A 21479-nucleotide genomic window follows, 5' to 3' on the forward strand; every position below is an offset into this window, starting at 1 on the left:
GGCCCGCCGGCGGTGCGGCTCAGCGGTCGGAGTTCTGCGGTTCGTCGAGCAGCGGCAGGTCCGCTGCCGTCACGAGACGTGAGAGCACCGCGTGCTCGACCAGGCGCGCGCGGCGGTTGGTGGCGAGCTTCCCGGCGCCGCCGCGGAGCCCCTGCACTCCCTCGCGATCGAACTTGTCGCACACGTTGTCGAGCTTGCGGTTGAAGGTCGTCAGCGGCCAGCCGAGCCGCTCCGCCGCCTTCGCGGAGGTCGGGATCTGACTCGAGCCCATCATCCCGCCGCGCAGGATCGGCTCGCAGAGGGCGATCAGAAGCAGGCGCTGGGTGGCCGTGAGGGGGACCGCACCGATCGTCGTCCCGCCGTCCGTGCTATCGCCGTCCAGCTCCACCGCGCGACCCGTGAAGCGCGCGGCGCCGTTGCGGATCGTGAACTCGTACGTGAACGCGCCGGCGGTGAACATGACGACGAGTTCGGGGAAGACGAGCGGCACGCGCGTCCCCGGTCCGAGCATCGCCTGGTACGCCCCATCCGAGGTCGCGAGGGCCACCGAGATCGACCGGCCCGTGTTCGTGAGCCACCACATGCCCTGCGAGGACTCGATCTCGAGCAGGCGACGGTGCAGGTACGGGTTCGTGTCGATGACGAGGTCGGCGTCCCGTCCGATCGAGAAGGTCTCTCCGGGCGTCGGGTGGAACCATTCGCCGCAGAACTCGATGCCGAGCTCGGCGGCGTCGGTCTCGGCCGTCATCTCTATGTCTTCCGCCATCACATTCCCCCTTGGACGATCACGATGATTCCCCACACGGCGCCCGCCACCACGGCGGCTCCGCCGATCACGACGGCGACGACGCCGCCCCGTCGGGCACGTCGGCGCGTCCTGCGATCCGGTCCGGTCGGCGGGGAGAGCGGGGCGCGGACGACCTGCGGCGCCGGCTCCGAACGTCGGGGTGCGTAGACGGCGCCGGAGACCAGGGTGCCCGGCGACGAGGCCGTGCGGGGCGTGTCGGCCCGCCCGTGCGCGACCGCCGGGGACCCGGCATCCCGCACGACACGGCGCTCGGTCACGCGTGTGCCCTCGCCCGTGCGGCGTTCGGCCACCAGCGTCTCGTCCGCCCGCCGCTCGGCGAGGCGTGTGTCGTCGTCGTCGGCGTCGGCGCGGCGTGCCGCGAGGAGCGTCTCGTCGTCCGGCACCCGACGCGCGGCGAAGAGCGTCAGGTCGTCGGGCTCGCTGTCCGGCACGCGTGTCCCGCCCCGTCGGTCCGCCCGGTCGGCGCGACGCGTGGGGTCGTCGATCGGGTCAGTCATGGCGCCTCCGGCGCGAGGGGACCGTCTCGACCTCGATCGTGCCCGTGGCCGGTTCGCTCGTGACGAGACCGCCCGTCGTGTCCTCCAGACGGGGGTGGATGCCGCCGCCCACCACGTCGATGACGATTGCGGTGACGTTGTCCCTGCCGCCGTGCGCGAGCGCCTGCGCGATGAGCGCTCCCGTCGTCTGGGCGGGCGAGGCGCCCGTCAACAGTCCGGCGCGGATCGCCTCGTCGGTGATCTCTCCCGACAGGCCGTCCGAACAGATGAGGAGCCGCTCTCCCGTGACGACCGGCAGCAGCCAGAAGTCGGCCGGGCTGCGCTCGCCGCCGACGGCACGCGTGATGACGTTGCGCCCCTCGAAGGTCGCCATGTCCTCGCGCGCGAGGCGACCGGCATCCACCATCTCCTGCGCGATCGAGTGGTCGACCGTGAGCTGCTCGAGGCGCTCGGACAGGAGGCGGTAGACGCGGGAGTCGCCGATGTTCACGACGAGCCACCGGTTCTCACCGTTCTGCTGCACGGCGATGACGCCCGTGAGCGTCGATCCGGCGCCGCGCGTCGTGCCGCGGGCGATCTCCTGCACCGACCGGTGCGCGCCCTGGACGGCCTCGGCGACCTCTTCGGGTGCCACGTCGCTCCGACCGACGAAGTCCCGGAACGCGTCGATGACCGCGGCCGATGCCAGATCGCCCGCCTCGTGGCCGCCCATGCCGTCGGCGACGAGGAAGACGGGGAAGCTCGCGAGGTGCGAGTCCTCGTTCACGCGACGGCGGAGGCCCGTGTCGGTGAGAGCGCCGCTGATGACGTCGAAGGGAGGGAGCGGTCCGGTGGTGGGGGTCATCGCGATCCTGCGTCGAGGGTGAGCTCCGCGTCGCCGAGGAGGAAGCGGCCGGCAAGGGGGACGGGGGTGCCCACGGTGATCTCGGTGTCGCTCGTGCCGACGACCACGCCGTTGGTCGAGGCGAGATCGGTGATCGTCCAGGCGTCGCCGGTCCGCCGCAGCAGCGCGTGCGTCTTGGACACCGTCCGGGTCGTGTCGTCGATCGCGATCGGCTGGGCCTCGGGGGCATCGGACGGCGGTGCGGGGTTGCGGCCCAGCACGATGGTGTCGGACGTGAGGGCGACGGTCTGTCCGGTGGGCAGACGCAAGGACGCCGCCGGGCGGCGGTGCGCCGCGAGGACCGTGTGCTCCTCGAGCTCGGTCTGCTCGCCCGGGGCCACCGCGGGCGCCGCCGGGGGAGCGGCGGGCGCGGCCGGCGCCGGCACGGGTGCGGCGACCGGAGCCAGCGGAGGCGGCGACCAGGGATGGACCGGGACGGATGCCGCGGCCGGCGTCCCGGGCCCCGGTGCTGAGGTCGGGGCCGGGGGCGCGAACGCGGACGTGTCGGCGGGAACGCCGCGGGTGTCGACGGCGACAGGTTCCGCTGCGAACGGCGTCGGGGGCAGGCCCTTCTGCGGCAGCCCCTGCCAGCGCGCCGCTCCCCACCCGATCACCGAGGCCCAGACGGGCAGCAGCAGTGCACCGAGGGCGACGAACCCGCCGCCGCGACCGAAACCGCGGTTCAGGGGGCCCATCATCCGCACCAGGAGGATCACGACGCCGGCGAGGAAGACGAGGAACAGCAGGGTCGGGACGACGGATGCCGCCAGGATCGCGCCCGCTCCATCGCCGCCGCCGCCGAACGCGGCCTCCTGAGCGGACTGCAGCAGGAGCGATCCTGCGACCGAGGCGATGACGGCGGTGAGGAGGCCGCCGCCCACGATGACCGCCGCCCACCACCCCTTCATGCCGGCGAGCTCGAAGAGCATCCAGATGTTCAGCACCGGAACCCAGGCGCGACCGCTCGGGAGACCGGCCTTGCGGAACACGGCGGCCAGGGCGAGCGAGGTCCAGACGTACACGGCCGCGAGCAGGACGAGCTGCACGAGCACGCCGAGGAGCGACACCGCGAGGGCGCCTCCCACAGTTCCGGCGGCATCGCCGATCGAGGCCAGCGGGTTCCCCGTCGTCACGCTCAACATCTGTCCTCGTCCCTCTTCGACTTCCCTCGGTCCCGCATCGCACACCCTATCTGCGGGCGGCCCGTCTGCGCGGCAGCAGGGAGCGCAGCGACAGCCGCGCCCCGAGCCGCGCCCAGAAACCCTTCTCCCCGGCGAACCGGGTGCGCTCGGCGGCCACGATCCGCCAGAACTCCTCGCTCTCGGCTGCGCTCGGCGGCGAGACGTCGAAGACCGACCGATCCGCCCAGCCGGCCAACCGCCTGCCCGGCGCCTCGTCGGCCCCGCCGGCGAACAGGCTCGCCAGCTCCTGCCTCGTCAGGTGGGCCGGTGCGGGGTAGCCGTGGTCGACCGCGGTGTCGACGTACTCCTCCCAGCCGCCGGTGAAGCGCTCCGCGACGTCGCCGCGCCGCCGCCGGTTGCGTCGGCGGACGGCCTTGACCGCCAGGACCGTCACGAGCGGCCCGATCAGGACGATGACCGCGAGCAGCGACACGCCGCCGATGCGGACGGCAGCCCACACCGCCGACAGGTCGGTCTCGTCCGCGGGCGCCTGCTCGTCCGGCAGGTCACCGTCGGACGGAGAGGCATCGGCCGGGAGCACCGTGTCCACCTCGTCGCGGCGGACGTCCGTCGGGTTCTCGGGGTCCCGCCGCTGCTGCACATCCGGCGAGGGGAAGCTGTCGTGCTGCGGCGTCGCATCGACGGGGACCCACTGGCCGGCGGCATCCTGCACCTCGATCCACGCAGCGAGATCGCCGCCGCGGCACGAGCCGTCCTCGCAGACGGGCAGGTCCTCGGCTGAGGTGAGACGGGTGCCGACGACGACCCGCGCCTCGAAGCCGAGCTGATCGGCGATCAGCATGGCAGCGACGGCGAACTGCTCGTCGTCGCCGACGGCGGCGACGAGTTCCGCATCGGAGCGGCCCGGCGCCTCGGCTTCGCGCGTCAGCAGCTGCGTGAACATCGTCCCGATGCGGTCTGCCGAGTGACCCGCCCGCGACGACTGGAACCCGCTGCCACCGAGGTCCGCCAGCCAGGACGGGGTGTCACCGGTCGGCACCTGCAGGGCGTGGCTCAGATAACCCCGGGCGCGCAGGCGCTCCACCAGGGTGTCGAGAGCGGCGCCACCGGTGCCCGCGTCCTGCGCCTCGATCCATTCCACGAGCGAGGCGGGAACGACGTCGGCGCGCAGGGACGGTCCGCTCCGGGCGGGGGTGAGGGATGCCACCGGTTCGGCCTGGCCGTCCGGGACGACCGACAGCCGGTACGCGTCGCCCTCGCCCAGACCGGGGTCGGCGAGCTCGATCGCGGCGCCCGTCGCGGCGTTGTGGAAGAACCCATCGGACAGGTCCGTCGCCCGGGTCCCGTCGAACGCGATGGCGCGGAGGCTGCCGACGGTCGGGACCCAGATGCCCGCGCCCGCTCCCATCCGGACCGAGACGCTCGCCGTGCCGTCGCCGCCGAGGCTCGAGGGCACGCGGGTGAACGCCGTCGCCGGGTCGGTGGGGCCGGCATCCGGATCGATCGCGCGCACCGTGCGACCGTCGTAGAACGGCAGGGTCGCGAGGCGCACGCGGTCGATCGTCTCGGGAGCGGCGACCGTGAACAGGACCTGGTCGTAGCGATCGTCCGCGAACGACGCGCGGTAGTCCGCGAGCGGGCTGGGCGCGCGCTCGAGTTCGAGCACCGGTGCCACCGCCGCCCGCGCCACCTCGCGCGGCTGCCCCGCGAGTGCCCACGGCCCCCAGACGGCCGCAGCGGCGGTCGCGACGACGACCATCCCCGCCGCGGTCGCCGCGCGGGTGGCGGTGCCGCGCCGCCGGGCGGTCGGGCCCCGACGCATCCCGGTCGCGTCGGCCGCGGTCCGGAGTGCGCGGCGCCGGTCGTGGGCGGTCCGCCAGACGACGGCGACGAGGGCTGCGGCGACGGACGCCGCGCCGACGAGCGTCTCGGGCTGGAGGGGGACGGCGCCGACGAGCAGCGGCGCGGCCAGGGTGCGGGCGCCGAAGACCACGCCGAACGCGGTCGGGATGAGCGCCACGGCGACCGCCGGCATCCACACCGTCTTCGCGCGCCACGCGATCGACAGGGCGGCGACGGTGACGGCGAGGAAGAGCAGGAGCGTCGGCGCGAGGGTCGCCTGGTAGGCGCCGAGCGGCAGGTCGAGGGTGAGCAGGTCCTTCCACCCGGTGACGGGCGCCGTCGCGACGTCGACGAGGGCGCGGAGCGCCGCACCCGGGGAGGCCAGCGAACCGGATGCCGCGACGAGAACTCCCAGCGCGACGTATGCGCCCAGCGCGGTGAGGGCGACCCACCATCCCGACCAGCGCCAGCGGGTGCCGACGGCCGCGACGACGTGACCGGCGACGATCCCGGCCGTCACCGCGACGATGAACGCGGTGCTCCGGTAGATCGGCCATGCGGCGACCGCTCCCACGGCGAGGACGAGGTCGAGGACGATCGCCTGGCCGATGAAGAAGCCCGCCCGCGACGGTGCGGGGAGCGGGCGGCGGGCGTCGCGGCGGAGGGGGACGGTCACGATCGCCCACCCCTCGCGAGCATCTGTCGCAGGTCGTCGAGGAGCCCGATCGAGATGACGGTCATGCTCCCGAGGCGCCGGATGCCGGGAGCCGCCGTCGGGTCGCACACGAGGGCGACGACGGCCACCTCGGACCCGAAGGCGAGCGCGGCGCTCTGCAGCTGCGTGGGCGTCAGAGTCGATCCGCAGACGAGGAAGGCGATCGAGGCATCCGGATGGCGCCCGGCCGCGAGCGCTGCGACCTCGCGGAGCGGGCTCGGGTTCTCCCCCCGACCGATGGCGGCGAGGTCGTCGAGGAGGGTCCGCGACGAGATCGTCGTCAGGGTGCGGAACGTCCGCATGCGGCCTCGCGCGAATTCGGGGATCTCCGCGCCGGCGACGACGTCGACGTCCCGCCCGTCGCGGAGGCCCCGGACGCCGATCGACGCGGTCGCGCTGACGGCGAGTTCGAACTCGTCGTCGTCGGCGTACTCGTCGCCGCCGAGTCCGAGAACGAGGATCATGCGGGAGCGGCGGGTCTCCTCGTACTGACGCACCATCATGGCGCCGGTCTTCGCCGTGGACTTCCAGTGCACCTGGCGTGGTGAGTCGCCCGGGACGTAGGGCCGGAGCGCGTGGAACGAGAAGTCGGCGTCGACGATCGTCCTCGACGGGCTCCCCTCGAGGTCGCGGATGAGTCCCGTCGCGGTGCTCCGCAACGCCGTCGTCACGGGGTGCACGTAGAGCGTGCGGGTCTCCTGCCAGGTCGCTTCACGGGTGAGGATGCCGAGGGGGTCCCCGCGCACGGTGCGGGCGGGGCCGACGGTGATGACGCCGCGGCGCAGGGTCGGGATCGCGACATCCTCGCTGGTCTCGTGGCCAGGGCGCAGCAGCGGCACGGCGACGTCGACGAGGCCGTCGCCGACGGGCAGGTCGACCCGGCCGGGGAGCGCGACGCGCCGACCGACGTTGGCGACGACGAGGGCACCCTCGACGGGCGTCCCGGCGACGACGCGGTCGTGCTCGAGGCGGAGGGTCACCTCGTAGGCGCGCGCACCGAACAGGAACGGAACCGAGAGCGCGAGGAGCAGAACGGCCGCCCCGCCCGCCACGGCGAACTCGAGCCAGCCGAGGGCGAGGCCGCACGCGAGTCCGATGACCGCGACGGCGAGGACGATCCACCCCGCGGGTGCCACGGTCTCGGCGAACCCCCGCGCCGCCCGCGCGCTCGCGCGCCGGAGCCGCCGCCATCCGCGCACCCCCCGTACCGCCAGGCGCGTCGTGGCGGGCGCCGAGCCGTAGCCCGTGCGCGTGTATCCCGTCGCGGCGAAGGTGCGGGTGAGGCGGGACTCGGTGGAGGAACTCACACGTTCTCTCGCTGACCGCGTTCGTCGAGACGCTCGCCCGACGGCGGGACGACGTCGAGGAGGACCTGCCCGATGACCGCCTCGGCCGTGACGCCGTCGAACTCGGCTTCGGGGTCGAGGATCAGACGGTGCGCGAGCACGGGCACGGCGAGCGCCTTGACGTCGTCGGGGGTGACGTAGGTGCGGCCGTGGGCCAGCGCCCACGTGCGCGACGCCTTCGTGAGCGCGAGTGCTCCTCGGACGCTGACCCCCAGCCGCACCTCGCGCGCGAGGCGGGTGGCGTCGACCACGCGCGCGATGTAGTCGAGGACGAGCGGGTTCAGGTATCCGCCGCGGGCGATGTCGGCCATGCTGACGATCCCCTGCGGGGTGATGACGGGGGAGACCTCCCGCGTCGCATCGCCGGAGCCCTCGAGGATGCGGATCGTGGCGGCGCGATCCGGGTAGCCGAGCGAGGTCTTCAGCAGGAAGCGGTCGAGCTGCGCCTCGGGGAGCCGGTAGGTGCCGGCCTGCTCGACCGGGTTCTGCGTCGCCACGACGAGGAACGGGACGGGTACGTCCCGCGTGACGCCGTCGACCGTGACGTGACCCTCCTCCATCACTTCGAGGAGCGCCGACTGCGTCTTGGGCGATGCGCGGTTGATCTCGTCGGCGAGGACGACGTTCGCGAAGATCGGCCCCTGGTGGAACTCGAACTCGCCCCGGCGCTGGTCGTACACCGTGATGCCCGTGACGTCACCGGGGAGGAGGTCGGGGGTGAACTGGATGCGGGACGCCGTCCCCTGTACCGATCGCCCCATCGCGCGCGCCAACGACGTCTTGCCGGTACCGGGGTAGTCCTCGAGCAGGAGGTGACCCTCGGACACCATCGTGGTGAACGCGAGTTCGATCACGTGCCGTTTGCCGAGCACGACCTGCTCCACGTTGTCGACGAGCGTGGTGAAGGTCTCGGCGAACCAGGCGCTCTGCTCCTGGGTGATCGTCATCGTGTTCCTCTCGGGGAAGGGGTCTCGGGGCCGCGCCGCTCAGGGAGCCGGCGGGGTGGTCTCGGTCGGGTCGGGGGATGCCGGCGGCTCCGTCTCGGGCGGCGGCGGCGTGATCTGACGGCAGTCGACGCTGACGGTGATCGGATCGAGCGCGCGGAGGGCGCCGGTCCACCCGAGGGTGTACTCGACACGCTGCGGGCCGAGGTCTCCGTCGATCACGGTCTTCCGCACCGTCGCGACGTCGGTGCCGATGTTCCGCGGGAACCAGTCCGACACCTCTTCGTCCGACCGGCACCGCGGCACGTCGTCCGTGGCCACGTACACCGGCCAACCCGCGCTTCCGCGTGCCGCGACGATGGGTGTCCGGTCGGAGCACTCACCGACGACGCCGAGGAAGGTGTCGCACCACTCCGCGGTCCACCGGTCGTCGGGCCTGTTGGGGCGCGGCTCGAAGGAGTCCCGAAGCTGATCATTCAGTCGGTACCGCAGCGTCGCTCCCTCGAACGGCGGCCGGCCGGGGTCGCTGGCCGCGCTCGCCGCGTACGTGAACCCGGAGGCCTGATCCCCGCGTGGCGTCGTCGACACCGTGTAGGTCATCGGCTCGGGCGCGGCGACGTTCCCGGTCGGGCGGGCGGTGATCGCGTCGGAGGTCACGCCGAAGCCGTCCTGGCCGTCGAAGGTGCTCGTCGCGCAGACGTAGACCGTCTTGCGTTCGAACGCGCGCGCCGCGAAGGTGCGTCGGGCGTCCCGCGAGTCCGGGCTGCACTCCGCGGCGGACACCTCGCTGAAGCCGAACAGCGCCACGGTGCCGGCGCTCTCGGCCGTCACCCGTGCGGTCACCGTCAGCGAGTCCGTCGTGGTCGTCTGCGAGAGCTCGATACTCGGGGCACCGACGCCGTGGGCGCGGAGCTCGAGTGATCGCCCCTCGGTGGACCCTCCGGCGATGGGCGGGAGGTCGAATTCCGTCAGCGGCGTCGCCGTCAGCGTCTTCGGGTCGTTCGAGCCGACTCGGTAGCCGGTGAAGGTGGCGGTCCCGCCGCGGACGGCCTGCGTCGCGCTTCCGGCGACTCCGCCGGCCAGGCGGACGCTGCCGGTCGTGTCGTCGAGCCCGGTCACGGTGACGGTCGCTACTCCGCCGTCGCGTCCGTTCGGGACCGGCGTGAACGTGGCGGCGGCGGGACGGGAGGGCGGACGGTAGGCCCACGCGGTCGTCCGCACGGTGCCGCGCGAGGCGCCCACCTCGTTGACCGCACGCGCCTCGTAGACGCGCTGTTCGCCCACCGGGGCGGAGATCGGCGCGCACACCCCGGAGGCCGGGCAGGTGGCGACCTCGCGTCCTCCCGTCGTGATGCGGTACCCCTCGACGCCCGGGTAGGAACCGGCATCCGAGGTCACCCGCAGGGTCACGGCTTCCTCGGTGTACGAGGTCCACTCGAGGCGGGTGGGGCTCGCCGGCAGACCGCGCAGGTCGAGGACGACGGAGCCGTTGCGATCGCCGCTCGACTGGCGCCCCTGCGCGTCCTCGACGACGAAGGTGCCCGCGCAGCGCGCCGCGCCCTCGGCATCCGTACTCCAGCTCGCTCGGACGGTGCGGTCGCCGGCGGGGGAGAACCGGACGCCGTCGCAGTTGCCGGCGCTCGACGCAGCCACGACCCGGAGCGGCGTGCCGGGGAGCGGGTTGACCTCGCCGTCGGCTCCGACGACCTCGATCGTGCACGAGGACTGCCCGTCCGACTGCGAGCAGGTCTTCACCGCGGATCCGCCGCGGGGAAGCGACGAGGGGGAGGGGCCGACCGTGAGCACGAGGCTCGACGCGCTCGCGTCGGGGTGGCTCGGCAGCGACACCGTCACCTCCTCCTCACGTCCGGGACGGGCCTCGTCGACGGCGGTGACGGTCAGGGCGGCGCCGTCGGCGGTCACCTCGAACTGGTTGCCGGAGTAGGCGACGTCGAAGCGGAGGGCGTCCTCGTCGGCGACGCCGGCCCATCGCACCATCCGGGTGAGGTCGTACGTCTGCGTCCGGCCCGGACGGACGCCGAGCGACGCGCTCCGCAGCGACGGCTGCGGCGTCTCGGCCTCGACGGCGACAGCGAGCGTCAGATAGGTGGGCTCGTCCTGGCCGGCCAGGCGTGCCGCCACGATGCACGAATCGGACCAGGGGGCGCCCTTCCCCGCGGTGTATCGGATGACGGTGCCCGACACGACACGGCAGGTGGCGTCCTTGCGCGCACCGCCGGCCTTGGTGCCGTCGCGGTCGAGGACGAGGGCCCCGTCCTCGGGCAGGACCACGAGGTCGGCGACATCCGCTTCGACGCTCTCGCCCTCGGCGACGCGGAGCTGCTCGACGCCGGCGCGGAGGGTGAGGCGGATCTCGTCCGTCCCCGGCACGCGCAGGAACCCGTACGTCGTCACCTCGCTGCCGTCGTAGGCGGTGCCGCTGACCTCGAACGGGATGAGGCGGGTGCGCGTCGGCAGCTCGCCCGAGATCCTCCGCCCCGACACCTCGAGGTCGCCGGGGTCGCCCCAGAGCCGCAGGGTGAGCCCGGCGACGTCGCCGGCATCCCACGCGACATGGCCGGTCAGCACGTCGACGCCGGTCGTGAACCGGTCGCGGTCCTCGATCGTCAGCACCGTGTCCGAGACGACCGGATGATCGGGCACCGGGTCACGGACGACCTTGACGACGAGGAGACCGATGGCGGTGTCGCCGTCCGCGTTGGAGACCTCGTACGAGTACGAGAAGGTGCCGAGGGCGGTGCCCGCCGTGACCGTCACCGCGCCGTCGTCGACGCTCACCCGGCCGGCCAGCGCCGCGTACTCGGGGCTGTCCGCGGGGGCGTTCGGGACGACGTCGCCGAGTTCCAAGGGACTGCCGAAAGGATCGACGTCGTTGTCCGCGGGCCGGACGACGACCGTGCTCTCGGCGCCCGCCTGCACCTGCACGTAGTCGCTGAAGGTCACCGGGCTCGGGTCGCTCTGACGGGCGATGACGCCGACGCGCACCTCGCCGACGCCCGTCCGGCCCCGGGCATCCTTCACCTGGTAGCCGAAGCGCACCTGACCCGAGACGCCCTCGCGACTCGTGTAGACGATCGACTGGCCGTCGGCCGAGATGGTCGCCGATCCCTCGGCGGGCTGGGTCGTGATGGCGTCGAGCGACACGTCGTCGCCGTCGGGGTCGACGGCGAACCGGTCGAAGCCGATCGTGACGGACTGGCCCGCGACGACCCGCCCGACGAGGGTCCGCGGGACCGGGTCGCGGTTCTCGTCGCCGCCGGTGACGGTGACGGTCACCCGCGCCGTGTCGGTCACCTCGGGGAAGCCCAACCGGTACACCGTGTACGTCAGCGCGTACGCACCCGCCGCGCGCGGCGCCAGGTAGCGCAGGACGCGTCCCGAGGCGAACGCGAGGCCGCCGCCGGTCTCGTTGACCACCGACGACGGGTCGATCGCGATGAGGGCCCCGGTGGGCGTGTGGTCGTTGTCGAGGACGGGGATGTCGACCTGGGTCCCGCCGCGGACCGTCACGGCGTCGTCGACGGCGATCGGCTGCTCGGCCGAGCCGGCCGGCAGGAGGATGACGGTCAGCTCGCCCTCGGCACCGGCGGCATCCGCCCCGCCGTCGCTCAGGCGGTAGCGCACGACGCCGAGGCGTCCCGGTGTGCCGTCGTCGGTCGTCCCACTGACCCGCAGGAGGCTCTGCCCCACGAGATCGACGCTGAGCGACGCGGTCGGGTCGCTGTCGGGTCGGATGTCGTCGAGGAGCAGCACGAGGCCGGCCGGGTTCGCCGCGGCCGACGCGACGTCGATCGTCGCGTCCTCGCCGGGACGGACGAACGCGGTGAGCGGCGGTGTCGTCACGACGGTGTCCTCGGGTGCGCGGACGGTGACGCGTGCGATGGCGGATGCCTCGCCGACACCGTCTCGCACCGAGTACTGCACGACGTACGAGCCCGGCTCGTTCGCCACGACGTTCATGCGCAGCGCGGAGGGGTTGGGGGTCGCGCTCACGCGGTCGGCGTCGAGAGCCACGAGCGAGCCGAGCGCGAGGGGTCCCGACGCCCCGGTGACGTAGGGGGTGAGGTCGACGTCGAGCGGCTCGCCGACCACACCGTTCACCGCGAACGACTCGGCCGACAGCTCGGGTGCGGGCGTGACCTGCACCGTCACCGTCTGCGTCGTCGTCGCTCCCCGCGCGTCGGAGACGACCACCGCGACCGGGATGCCGGCGGCGTCCGTCGCGCTCGGATCGGGATGCTGGTAGGTGAACTCGCCCTCCGGCGACGTCGTCGCGGTCCCCACCGCGGGGGCTCCGTCGATGCCGGAGAGGTAGACGGGGTCGCCGTCGGGGTCGACCCAGCCCCGGAGCAGGTCGGCCGAGACCGTGCCGCCGGGGGCGACCGAGAGCGTGGGCCAGGTGGCGAGGCATCCGGGCACCCCGCACCAGACGGGCGACGCGTTGTCCTCTTCGGGGACGACGCGGACCGTCACGGTCGCGTACTCCGAGAGGCGCCCGCCGGCCGAGGTGCCGTCGGTGACGCGGTAGCGGAAGGTGGTCGTACCGGTCGCGTCCGGCGCGACGTCGAGGGCGATCTGCTGCTCGGCGCCGGTGAGCGTCGCCGACCCGAAGGCGGCGTCCGCCCCGTCGAATCCGCCCGCGTCGATGCTGAGGACGTCCTCGTTGGGGTCGTGATCGTTGAGGAGGACGGGCAGGAGCGCGACGGAACCGGCGCGCACCCCGAACTCGTCGTCGACCGCGACGGGCGGCTTGGGGTCGAGCACCCGTTCGACGGGGTCGTCGGTGTCGGGGGCGGCCTCGCTCGTGTCCTCGACGCGCCACTGCTGCGACGAGGGGATGAGCGCACCGTCGGGGACACGCCAGACCCAGCCGGATCCGCGGTCGTTCAGCGCCAGGCGCGACCCGTTGCCGACGAACACGGGATCGACGCCGTCGCCGATGTCGGCGCCGGCGTAGTCCAGAGGCGTGCTCTGCGTCGGGGCCGCGCTCGACCACAGCGTCCCGCCGCCGGTGCCGTCGCCGAGCCACGCAGCCGAGACCGCCCCGCCGGAGGGAGTCGGCACGGCCGGTGTGCCGAGCCCGGGGGATTCGAGCGGCCGGTCCGCGGCGCCGGAGTCGAGCGGCACGCGCGTGATCCCGGTCGGATCGGCGATGACGGCCGCGTCCCCGCTCGTCGCGGCCCGTTGCAGCAGCGCCCCGGTCGCCGGCGTCGTCGACACGACGTCGTCCCGATCCGCCACGGCGACGTCACCCGTCGCGACGTCGTAGAGCACCCAGCGACCGCCGACCGCGCTCAGCTGCGCGTCGACGGGGGCGATCGGGGTCGGATCCTGACCGAGGATGCGCCCCGTGGCCGCTTCGGCCCGGACGACGACCTTCTCGGGCGCCGAGTAGGCGTACACGACGCCGTCGGCGTCGACGGCGACGGCGGATGCCGAGAAGCGGGGCCCCTGCTCGTTCGCGTCCCGGTCCACGTCGGCGTACGGATCGATCGGCGAGACCGCGCCGCCGCTGGACAGGGTCGCGCCGAAGACGCCGCCGCCCTCGGTCCGGTAGGCGATCGCGTCGCCCGCCGAGACGATCTCGACCGTTCCTGCCGGTGTGGGGGAGGAGGCGTCCTCATCCTCGCCGGTGAGGTCGGCGGGTTGGGCGAGGTCGACGTCGGAGTAGGCCGAGCCGCCCTCGCTGAAGACGAACAGCCGGTCGGCGGTCTGAGCCACCTGCGTCCCGTTGACCACCTGCTTGACGGTGTCGACCTCGCCGAGGTCGAGGTTGACCCGGGCGTACCCGCTCCCGGCGCCGGTCTGCAGCGCCCAGACCGTCGGATCGTCGACGGGCGTCTGCTGCGCGTCGTATCCCGGCCAGACGACCGCGAGGGTGCCGACCACCGCGACGACGGCGGTGAGCGCACCCACGCCGATCCACGTGGACCGGCGGATGCGGGGTCGCTCCCGGGGCATGCCTGCCATTCAGCCCGCTCCGCCGAGGAGGAAGAACGTGGTGGCGGCGCCCGCCAGGGTGAGCGCGACGCCCGCGCCGACGGCGAGGGCGATCACGGCGGTGCGACTCAGCCGCGGCGCGGGCTCGGCGCCTGCGAGGATGGTGCCCTCGTCGGGGCGACGGGGAGGGCCAGACTTGCGACGCGCGGGCCGGGCCGACTCGTACGCGACGCTCGGACGCACCGGACCGCGCAGGCGGTCATCGTCGAAGTCGACGGTCGCCCCGGCTGCGGCCCACTCGTCGACGGCGACTTCGAGGGGAGTGTGGGGGAGCCCCATCTGGTGCTGGATGAGCTGCAGGTCGTGAGCGAAGGCCGCGGCGGACGGATGCCGGGCGGCGGGGTCCCGGCTCAGGGCGCGGGCGAGGACGGCGTCCACCTCGGCGGGGACGTCGGGGCGACCGACGGGCGTGTACACCGCTTTGCGGATCCGCGCCTTGAGCTGGTCGCGGGTGTTCTGGCCGCGGCCGGAGCGCTCGAAGGGACTGCGGCCGGCGAGCAGCGAGTACACGGTGGCGCCCAGACTCCAGACCTCGGCCGCGATGGAACCCGAGACCCGCTCGTCGACGATCTCGGGCGCCGACCACGGCACGGACATCGCGAACACCTCCTCGGCGTCCGGTCGGGCCTCGACGGCGGCGGCGATGCCGAAATCCGAGAGGACGGGCGAACCGAAGGCGGTGACGAGGATGTTCGACGGCTTGATGTCCCGGTGCAGGAGCCCGGCGCGGTGGGCGGTCTCGAGTGCGGAGCCGATCTTCACCCCGAGCTGCAGCACCTCGGCGACGGGGATCTCCTCGCGCCGGTAGCGGTGGGTGAGCGAGGTCGGGCAGTACTCCATCACGAGGTAGGGGCGTCCGTCGGCCGACACGGATGCCTCGTGGATCGTGAGGATCGAGGGGTGGGCGCTGAGGCGGGCCATGACATCGGCTTCGGCGTTGAACATGCGCAGCACGTTCTCGTCGACGACGTCTTCGAGGAGGACCTTCACGGCCACCGGGCGCCGCGGCAGGTTCTGCTCGAACAGGAAGACGTCGGCGAAACCTCCGGCACCCAGCGGACGGACGTACGTGAACCCCGAGAGACCGGGTGGCGTGGACGGAAGCCTGTGGGACACGCGGTCGGTCATCCCGCCGTCGAGGGGTCGAGCACATCGAACACCGCGGTCACGCCGTCGCCGAGGTCGAGCTCGGTCCCGAGCGGCACCCGCGACGCCGCGCCGCCGCGCAGGAGCGCCGCGGCGCCCGTCGGCGGACGCACGATCGTCCCGTTCGTCGAGTCGAGGTCGCGGACCACGAGGGTCGTCCCGTCGAGCACCACTTCGAGGTGCGTGCCCGAGATCTCCTTGTGCGGCGAGGAGACGCGTTCGATGCGCGCACCGGCGTGACCGGCCTGCCGCGGGCCGCGCCCGAGGATCACGGGCCGGTCGAGGGGGACCGTCCGCCCGCCGGGAAGGCGCAGGCCGTAGACCGCCCCGGTTGCGGCGCGACGCGAGCCGAAGAGGGTGCGTTCGTCGGGGAGGTCCCCGCCGTCGTGGCGCTGGTCGTCCTCGCGCAGGAAGTCGGGCAGCTCGAGCTCGTCGTCGTCCTCGAAGAGCCGGGCGAACAGGCTGCGGTCGACCGAGATCGTCTGTAGGACGTCGATCTCCTCGTCGCGGGGAGTCTGAGCGGGCGCTGCGGGTGCGGGCCGGACGGGCGGCGTGATCGTGGGGACGGCGACGGTGACGGGCGCAAGGGTGCCGGGGGGTTCTTCGCCCTCGGCGGCGGGCGTCACCTCGGCGTCGGGCTCGCGGCCCGCGGGGAAGGGGCGCCCCCACGACAGTTCGTCGGCGCGGGTGACCCCGAGCCCGAGGGGCAGCAGGTCGCCGCCCGTCGCGCCGGCGTCGAGGGCGAGACGGATGCCGACGGCCCCCGCGAGCGCCGTCTCGATCCAGGTCCGCGCATCGGCCCCGGACACGCGCGTGCGATCGGAGGTCTCGACGATGGCGGCGCCGCGGACGGCCACGCGCACCGGCTGCGCGTCGTCGTCGGGGAACTCCGCGATCGCGAAGTCGGGCAGGTCGTGGATGCCGCCCGCCACGAGCACGCTCAGGACGTCCTCGAGGACCGCCGTGTCGGCGACGGCCGAGTTCCACAGCCGCGCGATGACACCCTCGGTGACGCCCGATCCGAGGAGGATGGCGAACCGATCGCCGGCGATGGCGTACCCCGACTCGGCGGCGAGCGTCGGGGTGGGGTATCGGAACACGTGCTCAGCCTACTGACGGCGCGCGGTCAGACCCATCCGCGCAGCCAGTTGTGCAGCCAGTAGAACTCGTACGGCACGCGGATGGCGGCCCAGAGGGGGTACCAGAACACCGACAGCGCGACGACGAGCGCCAGGACGAGGAGCACGATCCGGCGCGCGACGATCCGACCCGTCGCATCGATCCGGCCCGGCGAACCCCACAGGGCGCGCAGCGCGAAGGTCAGCGCCAGCACCATGAACGGGAGGATCAGGACCGTGTAGAACTGGAAGATCGTGCGATCGGGGTAGAACAGCCACGGCACGTACGAGGCGCCGACGCCGACGATCACGACGGCTGCGCGCCAGTCGCGGGTGCGGACCCCGTGGACGGCGATCCAGAGGACGGCGAGCACGCCGAGCCACCACAGCAGCGGGTTCGGCATCGAGTACAGGATCTCGATGCACCCGCGGGCGCTCGCGCATCCGTCGACGGTGTTCGCGGTGTTCCCGACGTACATCGAGGTGGGGCGGAGCAGGAGCGGCCACTGCCAGGCGGGGCTCGCGTACGGATGCGTCGAGGTGATCTCGGCCGTCGCCGTGTAGATCGTCTCGTGATAGTGCCAGAGGTTCTGGAAGGGCAGCGGGACCCACGACCAGAAGCCCTGCGCCGGGGTCGCGTCGACGTCGTGACGGCCATACCCGCCGTCGGTGGTCAACCACCCGATCCACGTCGAGAGGTAGACGACGACGGCGACCGGCACGAGCAGGAGGAACGACGCGGCGCCCTGGCGGACGGCATCCGCCGGCCAGAAGTAGACGCCCAGGCGGCGTCGGGCGAGCGCGTCGCTGACGACGACGTACAGGCCGAGCGCCCCGAGGACCCATGCCCCCGACCACTTGACCCCGCACGCCGCACCGCCGGCGATGCCCGCGGCGACCAGCCACGGCCGGCCCCACAGGACCGGAGCCCACCACGAGACGCGGCCCGCGGCATCCCGTCGGAGCATGGCCCGGGCGAGGCGGTCGAGGTGACGCCGCCGGTCGAGGAGGACGAACCACACCATGAGGAGGACGAAGAACGTGAGCAGGATGTCGAGGATCGCGACCCGGCTCATGACGATCGCGAGCCCGTCGATCGCCATCAGCCCCGCCGCGACCGTGCTGAACGCGATCGACCGGGTCAGCTGCCACGCGATCAGATAGAGGACGAGGACGGCGAGGGTGCCCGCGAGGGCCACGGCGAAGCGCCAGCCGAACGACGAGGTCGGGCCGAACAGGGCCATGCCCGCACCGATGAGGTACTTGCCGAGCGGCGGATGCACCGCGAAGCTCGGCTCGCGCGTGTAGATGTCGGTCTCACCGTCCGCGAAGCGCTGGTCGGCGCCGTCTGGCCACGTGGCGGCGTAGCCGAGGTTCCACTGACTCCAGGCATCCTTCACGTAGTACGTCTCGTCGAAGACGATCGCGTGCGGGTGGCCGACGTTCCACACCCGCAGGATGCCGGCGAGCAGCGTCACGAGCAGGGGTGCGAGCCAGCGGGCCGCCGGATGACGGAGGATCCGGCCGCGCCAGGCATCGATGCGGACGTCGAGGCGGGGCCGCAGCGGGGCCGCGGGCAGCAACGGTTCCGCGGTCGAGCTCACGGCGACCAGCCTATGCTGGGGCGGTGCTGATCCTCGCCGCGACCCCGATCGGAAATCTGGGCGACGCGACCGGGCGCCTGCGCACCGCCCTCGAGGACGCGACGATCGTCGCCGCCGAGGACACCCGCACCACCCAGCGCCTGCTGCAGGCCCTCGGCATCGAGAATCGGCCGCGCCTCATCGCCCTGCACGACCACAACGAGAAGCAGCGCGCCGCGGAGCTCGTCGCGCTCGCCGCGACCGAGGACGTCCTGCTGCTGAGCGACGCCGGGATGCCGACGGTCAGCGACCCCGGCTATGCGGTCGTCGCGGCCGCCGTCGAGCAGGGCGTGGACGTGACGGCGCTCCCGGGTCCGAGCGCCGTGATCACCGCGCTCGCTCTCGCGGGCCTCCCGACGGACCGATTCACGTTCGAAGGCTTCGCGCCCCGCAAGGCGGGGGAGCGGCGGACGGTCTTCGGCGCCCTGGCCTCCGAGGCGCGCACCATGGTCTTCTTCGAGGCGCCGTCCCGTCTCGCCGACACGCTCGCGGCCATGGCCGAGGCGTTCGGGGTGGGCCGTCGCGCGGCCGTCTGCCGCGAGCTGACCAAGCTGCACGAGGAGGTCGTCCGCGGCCCGCTCGGCGAGCTGGCGGAGTGGGCCGCCCAGGGCGTCCGCGGCGAGATCGTCGTCGTCGTGGAGGGGGCGAGCGTCCGAGCCGTCAGCGAGGACGACGCCGTCGCCCAGGTGCAGGCGCTCGTGGCTTCCGGCATCCGGTTGAAGGATGCCGCCGGCGAGGTCTCGCGAGAGACGGGACTCCCCTCGCGAGACCTCTACCGTGCCGCCGTCGCGGCGAAGAAGCCGCTCAGCCCTTGACCGAGCCGGCCGTCAAGCCGCCGACGATGTAGCGCTGCAGCGACAGGAACAGTGCCAGCACGGGGATCGAGGCGAGGATGGCCCCGGCGGCGAACAGACCCCAGTTGCTTGCGAGCTGGTTCGAGACCCACTGGAACATGCCGACGGCGAGGGTCCAGTTGTCCTCCGAGACGAGGACGATCTTCGCGATGATGTAGTCGCCGAATGCCGCGATGAAGGCGAGGAGGCCGACGACGGCGAGGATCGGGGTCACGAGCGGCATGATGAGGCGCCAGAAGATCTGGGCGTGGGTGGCGCCGTCGATCTTGGCCGACTCGTCGATCTCCATCGGGATCGTGTTGAAGAAGCCGTACATGAGGAAGGTGTTCACGCCCAGCGCGCCACCGAGGTACACGCAGATGAGAGCGATCTTCGAGTTGAGCCCGAGGACCGGGAACACCTCGCCGAGGGTCAGCAGCATCAGGAAGATCGCGACGAACGCGAGCGCCTGCGGGAACATCTGGACGATCAGGAGCGCCGTCAGGCTGATCCGCCGGCCGGAGAACCGGAATCGCGAGAAGGCGTAAGCAGCCGCCGCGCCCATGAGGACCGCTCCCGCCGCGGACGCGCCGCCGACGAGGAGCGTGTTGCCGTACCAGGCCCAGTAGCTCGTGTCGGCGAGGGCGGCGTAGTTGCCGATGTCGATGACGGAGAACAACGCGTTCGCCGCGGACAAGGTGCCGTTCGGATTGAACGACGCCGACAGGACGTACACGAGCGGGAACATCGCGTAGAAGAGGAGCCCCGCGGCGATCAGGTACTTCCAGCCGACCTCGAGCACCCAGCGCTTGCGCTGCGCGGGACGCAGGGCGGCGGTGCGAGTCGCGGACGAACCGGTTGTGATCGTCGCGGTGGTCGCGGCGGGGGAGGGAGCGGACATCACTGGTACTCCTCGAGCTTCTTGGTCTGACGGAATGCGAGGGCCGACACAGCGCCCACCACGACGAACACGAGGATCGACAGGGCGCTCGCGAGGCCGTAGTCGGCCTTGCCCCCCGAGACCCCGGAGATGTCGTAGATCGCCGAGATGAGGATGTCGGTGTACCCGAGTGCATACGGTGCGCCGGGGATCGCGGGCCCGCCGGCGTTGAACATGTAGATGATCGTGAAGTTGTTGAAGCTGAACGCGAAGGACGAGATCAGCAGCGGCGCCGTCGACACGAGCACGAGCGGCAGGATGATCGCCCGCAGCTGGCGGAACCGGCCCGCCCCGTCGATCGACGCCGCCTCGAGCGCATCCTGCGGAAGAGCCTGCAGAGCGCCGGTGCACACGAGGAAGTAGTACGGGTAGGTGAGCCAGACGTTCACGAAGAGCACCGCGCCGCGCGCGAGCCACGGATCCCCGAGCCAGTCGATGTTCGCGCCGCCGAAGAAGAGTTCGTTGATGACGCCGAACTCCGCGTTGAACATGCCGCGGAACAGCAGTGCGGACATGAACGCCGGGAACGCGTACGGGAGGATGAACAGGGTCCGGAGGATCTTCCGGCCGCGCACCCGCGGATCGTTGAAGATGAGTGCGAAGACGAGCCCCATCGCGAACGGGATGAGGACCGACAGCACCGCCCAGACGAAGGTCCAGCCGGTGACGAGTCCCAGCGTCTCGAGGATCGTCGGGTCGGTGAACAGCTTCACGAAGTTGTCGAAGCCCACGTTCACGACCCACCCGGTGGGGAGTGTCGTCCCGTCGTCGGCGACGAAGTTGCCGGTGGGGCTCGCGGTGTAGACGAGACCCGTCGCACTGTCGGTGATCGTCTGCGTCTCGGCATCCCAGGTCATCGTGGACTGGTACACCGCGCCGCTGGACCCGTCGCGAGTGCGGATCGAGCCGTCGTTGGGATCGTCCGAGACGGGGACGCGGAGGTCGATGACGGCCTGCTGCGTCGCCTGGTCGCCGATGATCTGGTTGCGAGGGACGACGGACCAGCCGGGGACCTCGGTCGCGGCGCCCGAGGCGGGAGCGGGGCCGACCGCGCTGAGCGGGTCGTCGGCGGAGCCCGCCAGGAGCTGGCCGTCCTCGACGACGGCGAAGCCGAGGTCGCCGCCGCGTTCGACGACGGTGAGGGGGAGGGTGGGGGCACCCTCGACGCGGCGCTCCCCCTGGGCGAGCGAGGCGGCGACCGCCTGCTCCTGCGAGCCGATGTGGCCGGCGCCGTAGTTCGTGAAGGCGATGTACCCCGTGTACAGGAAGATGAACACCTGGAACACGAGCAGGAACGACAGTCCCGGCAGCAGGTATTTCAGCGGGAGTGCCTTCTTGGTGAAGTAGACGACGTCGGCTGCGAGGAGCAGCGCCAGGGCGACGCCGAACACGATCCAGGACTGTGCCTGGAACGCGGCGATGATGCCCAGCAGGCCCACCGCGTTGATGAGGCCCATCAGCACCAGCTTGACCAGGAAGCCCCAGCCGAGGCCTGACCAGCGCCGGGCGTGGGACTCCGCAGCCGGCGGTGCGTCTTCCGGCAGGGTGGGGCTCTGCAGAGCCGTCATGTCATCTCCCTCTCGAGGAAAGTGGTCTCCGGG

Annotated in this window: 14 protein-coding genes; 1 reads left to right on the forward strand and 13 read right to left on the reverse strand. The window is 72.6% G+C overall.

The genetic code is table 11. The annotated features are described in order from the left end of the window. Window positions 1–19: 19 nt before the first annotated feature. Genes H286_RS0102665 through H286_RS0102715 form a run of 11 tightly spaced genes read right to left on the reverse strand, consistent with a single transcriptional unit; the run spans window position 20 to window position 18066 of the window. On the reverse strand, window positions 20–748 hold the full coding sequence (locus H286_RS0102665) for a hypothetical protein (RefSeq protein WP_018188407.1): 729 nt from the start codon (window positions 746–748) through the stop codon (window positions 20–22). Window positions 749–765: 17 nt separating this feature from the next. Next, on the reverse strand, window positions 766–1305 hold the full coding sequence (locus H286_RS0102670) for a hypothetical protein (RefSeq protein WP_020097010.1): 540 nt from the start codon (window positions 1303–1305) through the stop codon (window positions 766–768). Then, window positions 1298–2149, reverse strand: coding sequence for a PP2C family protein-serine/threonine phosphatase (locus H286_RS0102675; RefSeq protein WP_018188405.1), 852 nt, complete (start codon window positions 2147–2149; stop codon window positions 1298–1300). The genes H286_RS0102670 and H286_RS0102675 overlap by 8 nt, the downstream gene beginning before the upstream one ends. Further along, complete coding sequence (locus H286_RS15120; RefSeq protein ID WP_231370873.1) at window positions 2146–3321, reverse strand: FHA domain-containing protein; 1176 nt, start codon at window positions 3319–3321, stop codon at window positions 2146–2148. Before H286_RS15120 ends, H286_RS0102675 begins: the two co-directional genes overlap by 4 nt. Window positions 3322–3376: 55 nt before the next feature. Continuing rightward, a complete protein-coding gene (locus H286_RS0102685; protein WP_020097012.1) occupies window positions 3377–5848 on the reverse strand; it encodes a transglutaminase domain-containing protein in 2472 nt (823 codons plus the stop codon). Then, window positions 5845–7194, reverse strand: a complete 1350-nt coding sequence (locus H286_RS0102690) for a DUF58 domain-containing protein (protein WP_018188403.1) — start codon at window positions 7192–7194, stop codon at window positions 5845–5847. Before H286_RS0102690 ends, H286_RS0102685 begins: the two co-directional genes overlap by 4 nt. Further along, window positions 7191–8180: an AAA family ATPase gene (locus tag H286_RS0102695; RefSeq protein WP_018188402.1), complete on the reverse strand. Its 990-nt coding sequence runs from the start codon at window positions 8178–8180 to the stop codon at window positions 7191–7193. Before H286_RS0102695 ends, H286_RS0102690 begins: the two co-directional genes overlap by 4 nt. A 39-nt stretch (window positions 8181–8219) precedes the next feature. Then, on the reverse strand, window positions 8220–14159 hold the full coding sequence (locus tag H286_RS14420; protein WP_155900286.1) for an Ig-like domain-containing protein: 5940 nt from the start codon (window positions 14157–14159) through the stop codon (window positions 8220–8222). Between the two features lie 9 nt (window positions 14160–14168). Next, window positions 14169–15326, reverse strand: a complete 1158-nt coding sequence (locus tag H286_RS0102705; protein ID WP_020097013.1) for a serine/threonine protein kinase — start codon at window positions 15324–15326, stop codon at window positions 14169–14171. Continuing rightward, the gene (locus tag H286_RS0102710) at window positions 15323–16444 is read right to left on the reverse strand and encodes an FHA domain-containing protein (protein ID WP_020097014.1); all 1122 of its coding nucleotides are present in this window, start codon (window positions 16442–16444) and stop codon (window positions 15323–15325) included. The genes H286_RS0102705 and H286_RS0102710 overlap by 4 nt, the downstream gene beginning before the upstream one ends. Before the next feature lie 26 nt (window positions 16445–16470). Then, window positions 16471–18066 (reverse strand): dolichyl-phosphate-mannose--protein mannosyltransferase, encoded by a 1596-nt coding sequence (locus tag H286_RS0102715; protein WP_020097015.1) that lies wholly within the window; start codon window positions 18064–18066, stop codon window positions 16471–16473. A gap of 23 nt (window positions 18067–18089) precedes the next feature. On the opposite strand from H286_RS0102715, the gene rsmI reads away from it, so the two are divergent. Beyond that, a complete protein-coding gene (gene rsmI, locus H286_RS0102720) occupies window positions 18090–18920 on the forward strand; it encodes a 16S rRNA (cytidine(1402)-2'-O)-methyltransferase (protein WP_018188398.1) in 831 nt (276 codons plus the stop codon). On the opposite strand, the gene H286_RS0102725 is transcribed toward rsmI, so the two are convergent. Then, complete coding sequence (locus tag H286_RS0102725; RefSeq protein WP_018188397.1) at window positions 18910–19839, reverse strand: sugar ABC transporter permease; 930 nt, start codon at window positions 19837–19839, stop codon at window positions 18910–18912. The genes rsmI and H286_RS0102725 overlap by 11 nt on opposite strands. Continuing rightward, window positions 19839–21446 (reverse strand): ABC transporter permease subunit, encoded by a 1608-nt coding sequence (locus tag H286_RS0102730; RefSeq protein WP_018188396.1) that lies wholly within the window; start codon window positions 21444–21446, stop codon window positions 19839–19841. Before H286_RS0102730 ends, H286_RS0102725 begins: the two co-directional genes overlap by 1 nt. Window positions 21447–21479 lie beyond the last annotated feature (33 nt).

It is taken from the genome of Microbacterium sp. 11MF (assembly GCF_000383475.1).
GTDB classification, from domain to species: domain Bacteria; phylum Actinomycetota; class Actinomycetes; order Actinomycetales; family Microbacteriaceae; genus Microbacterium; species Microbacterium aquilitoris.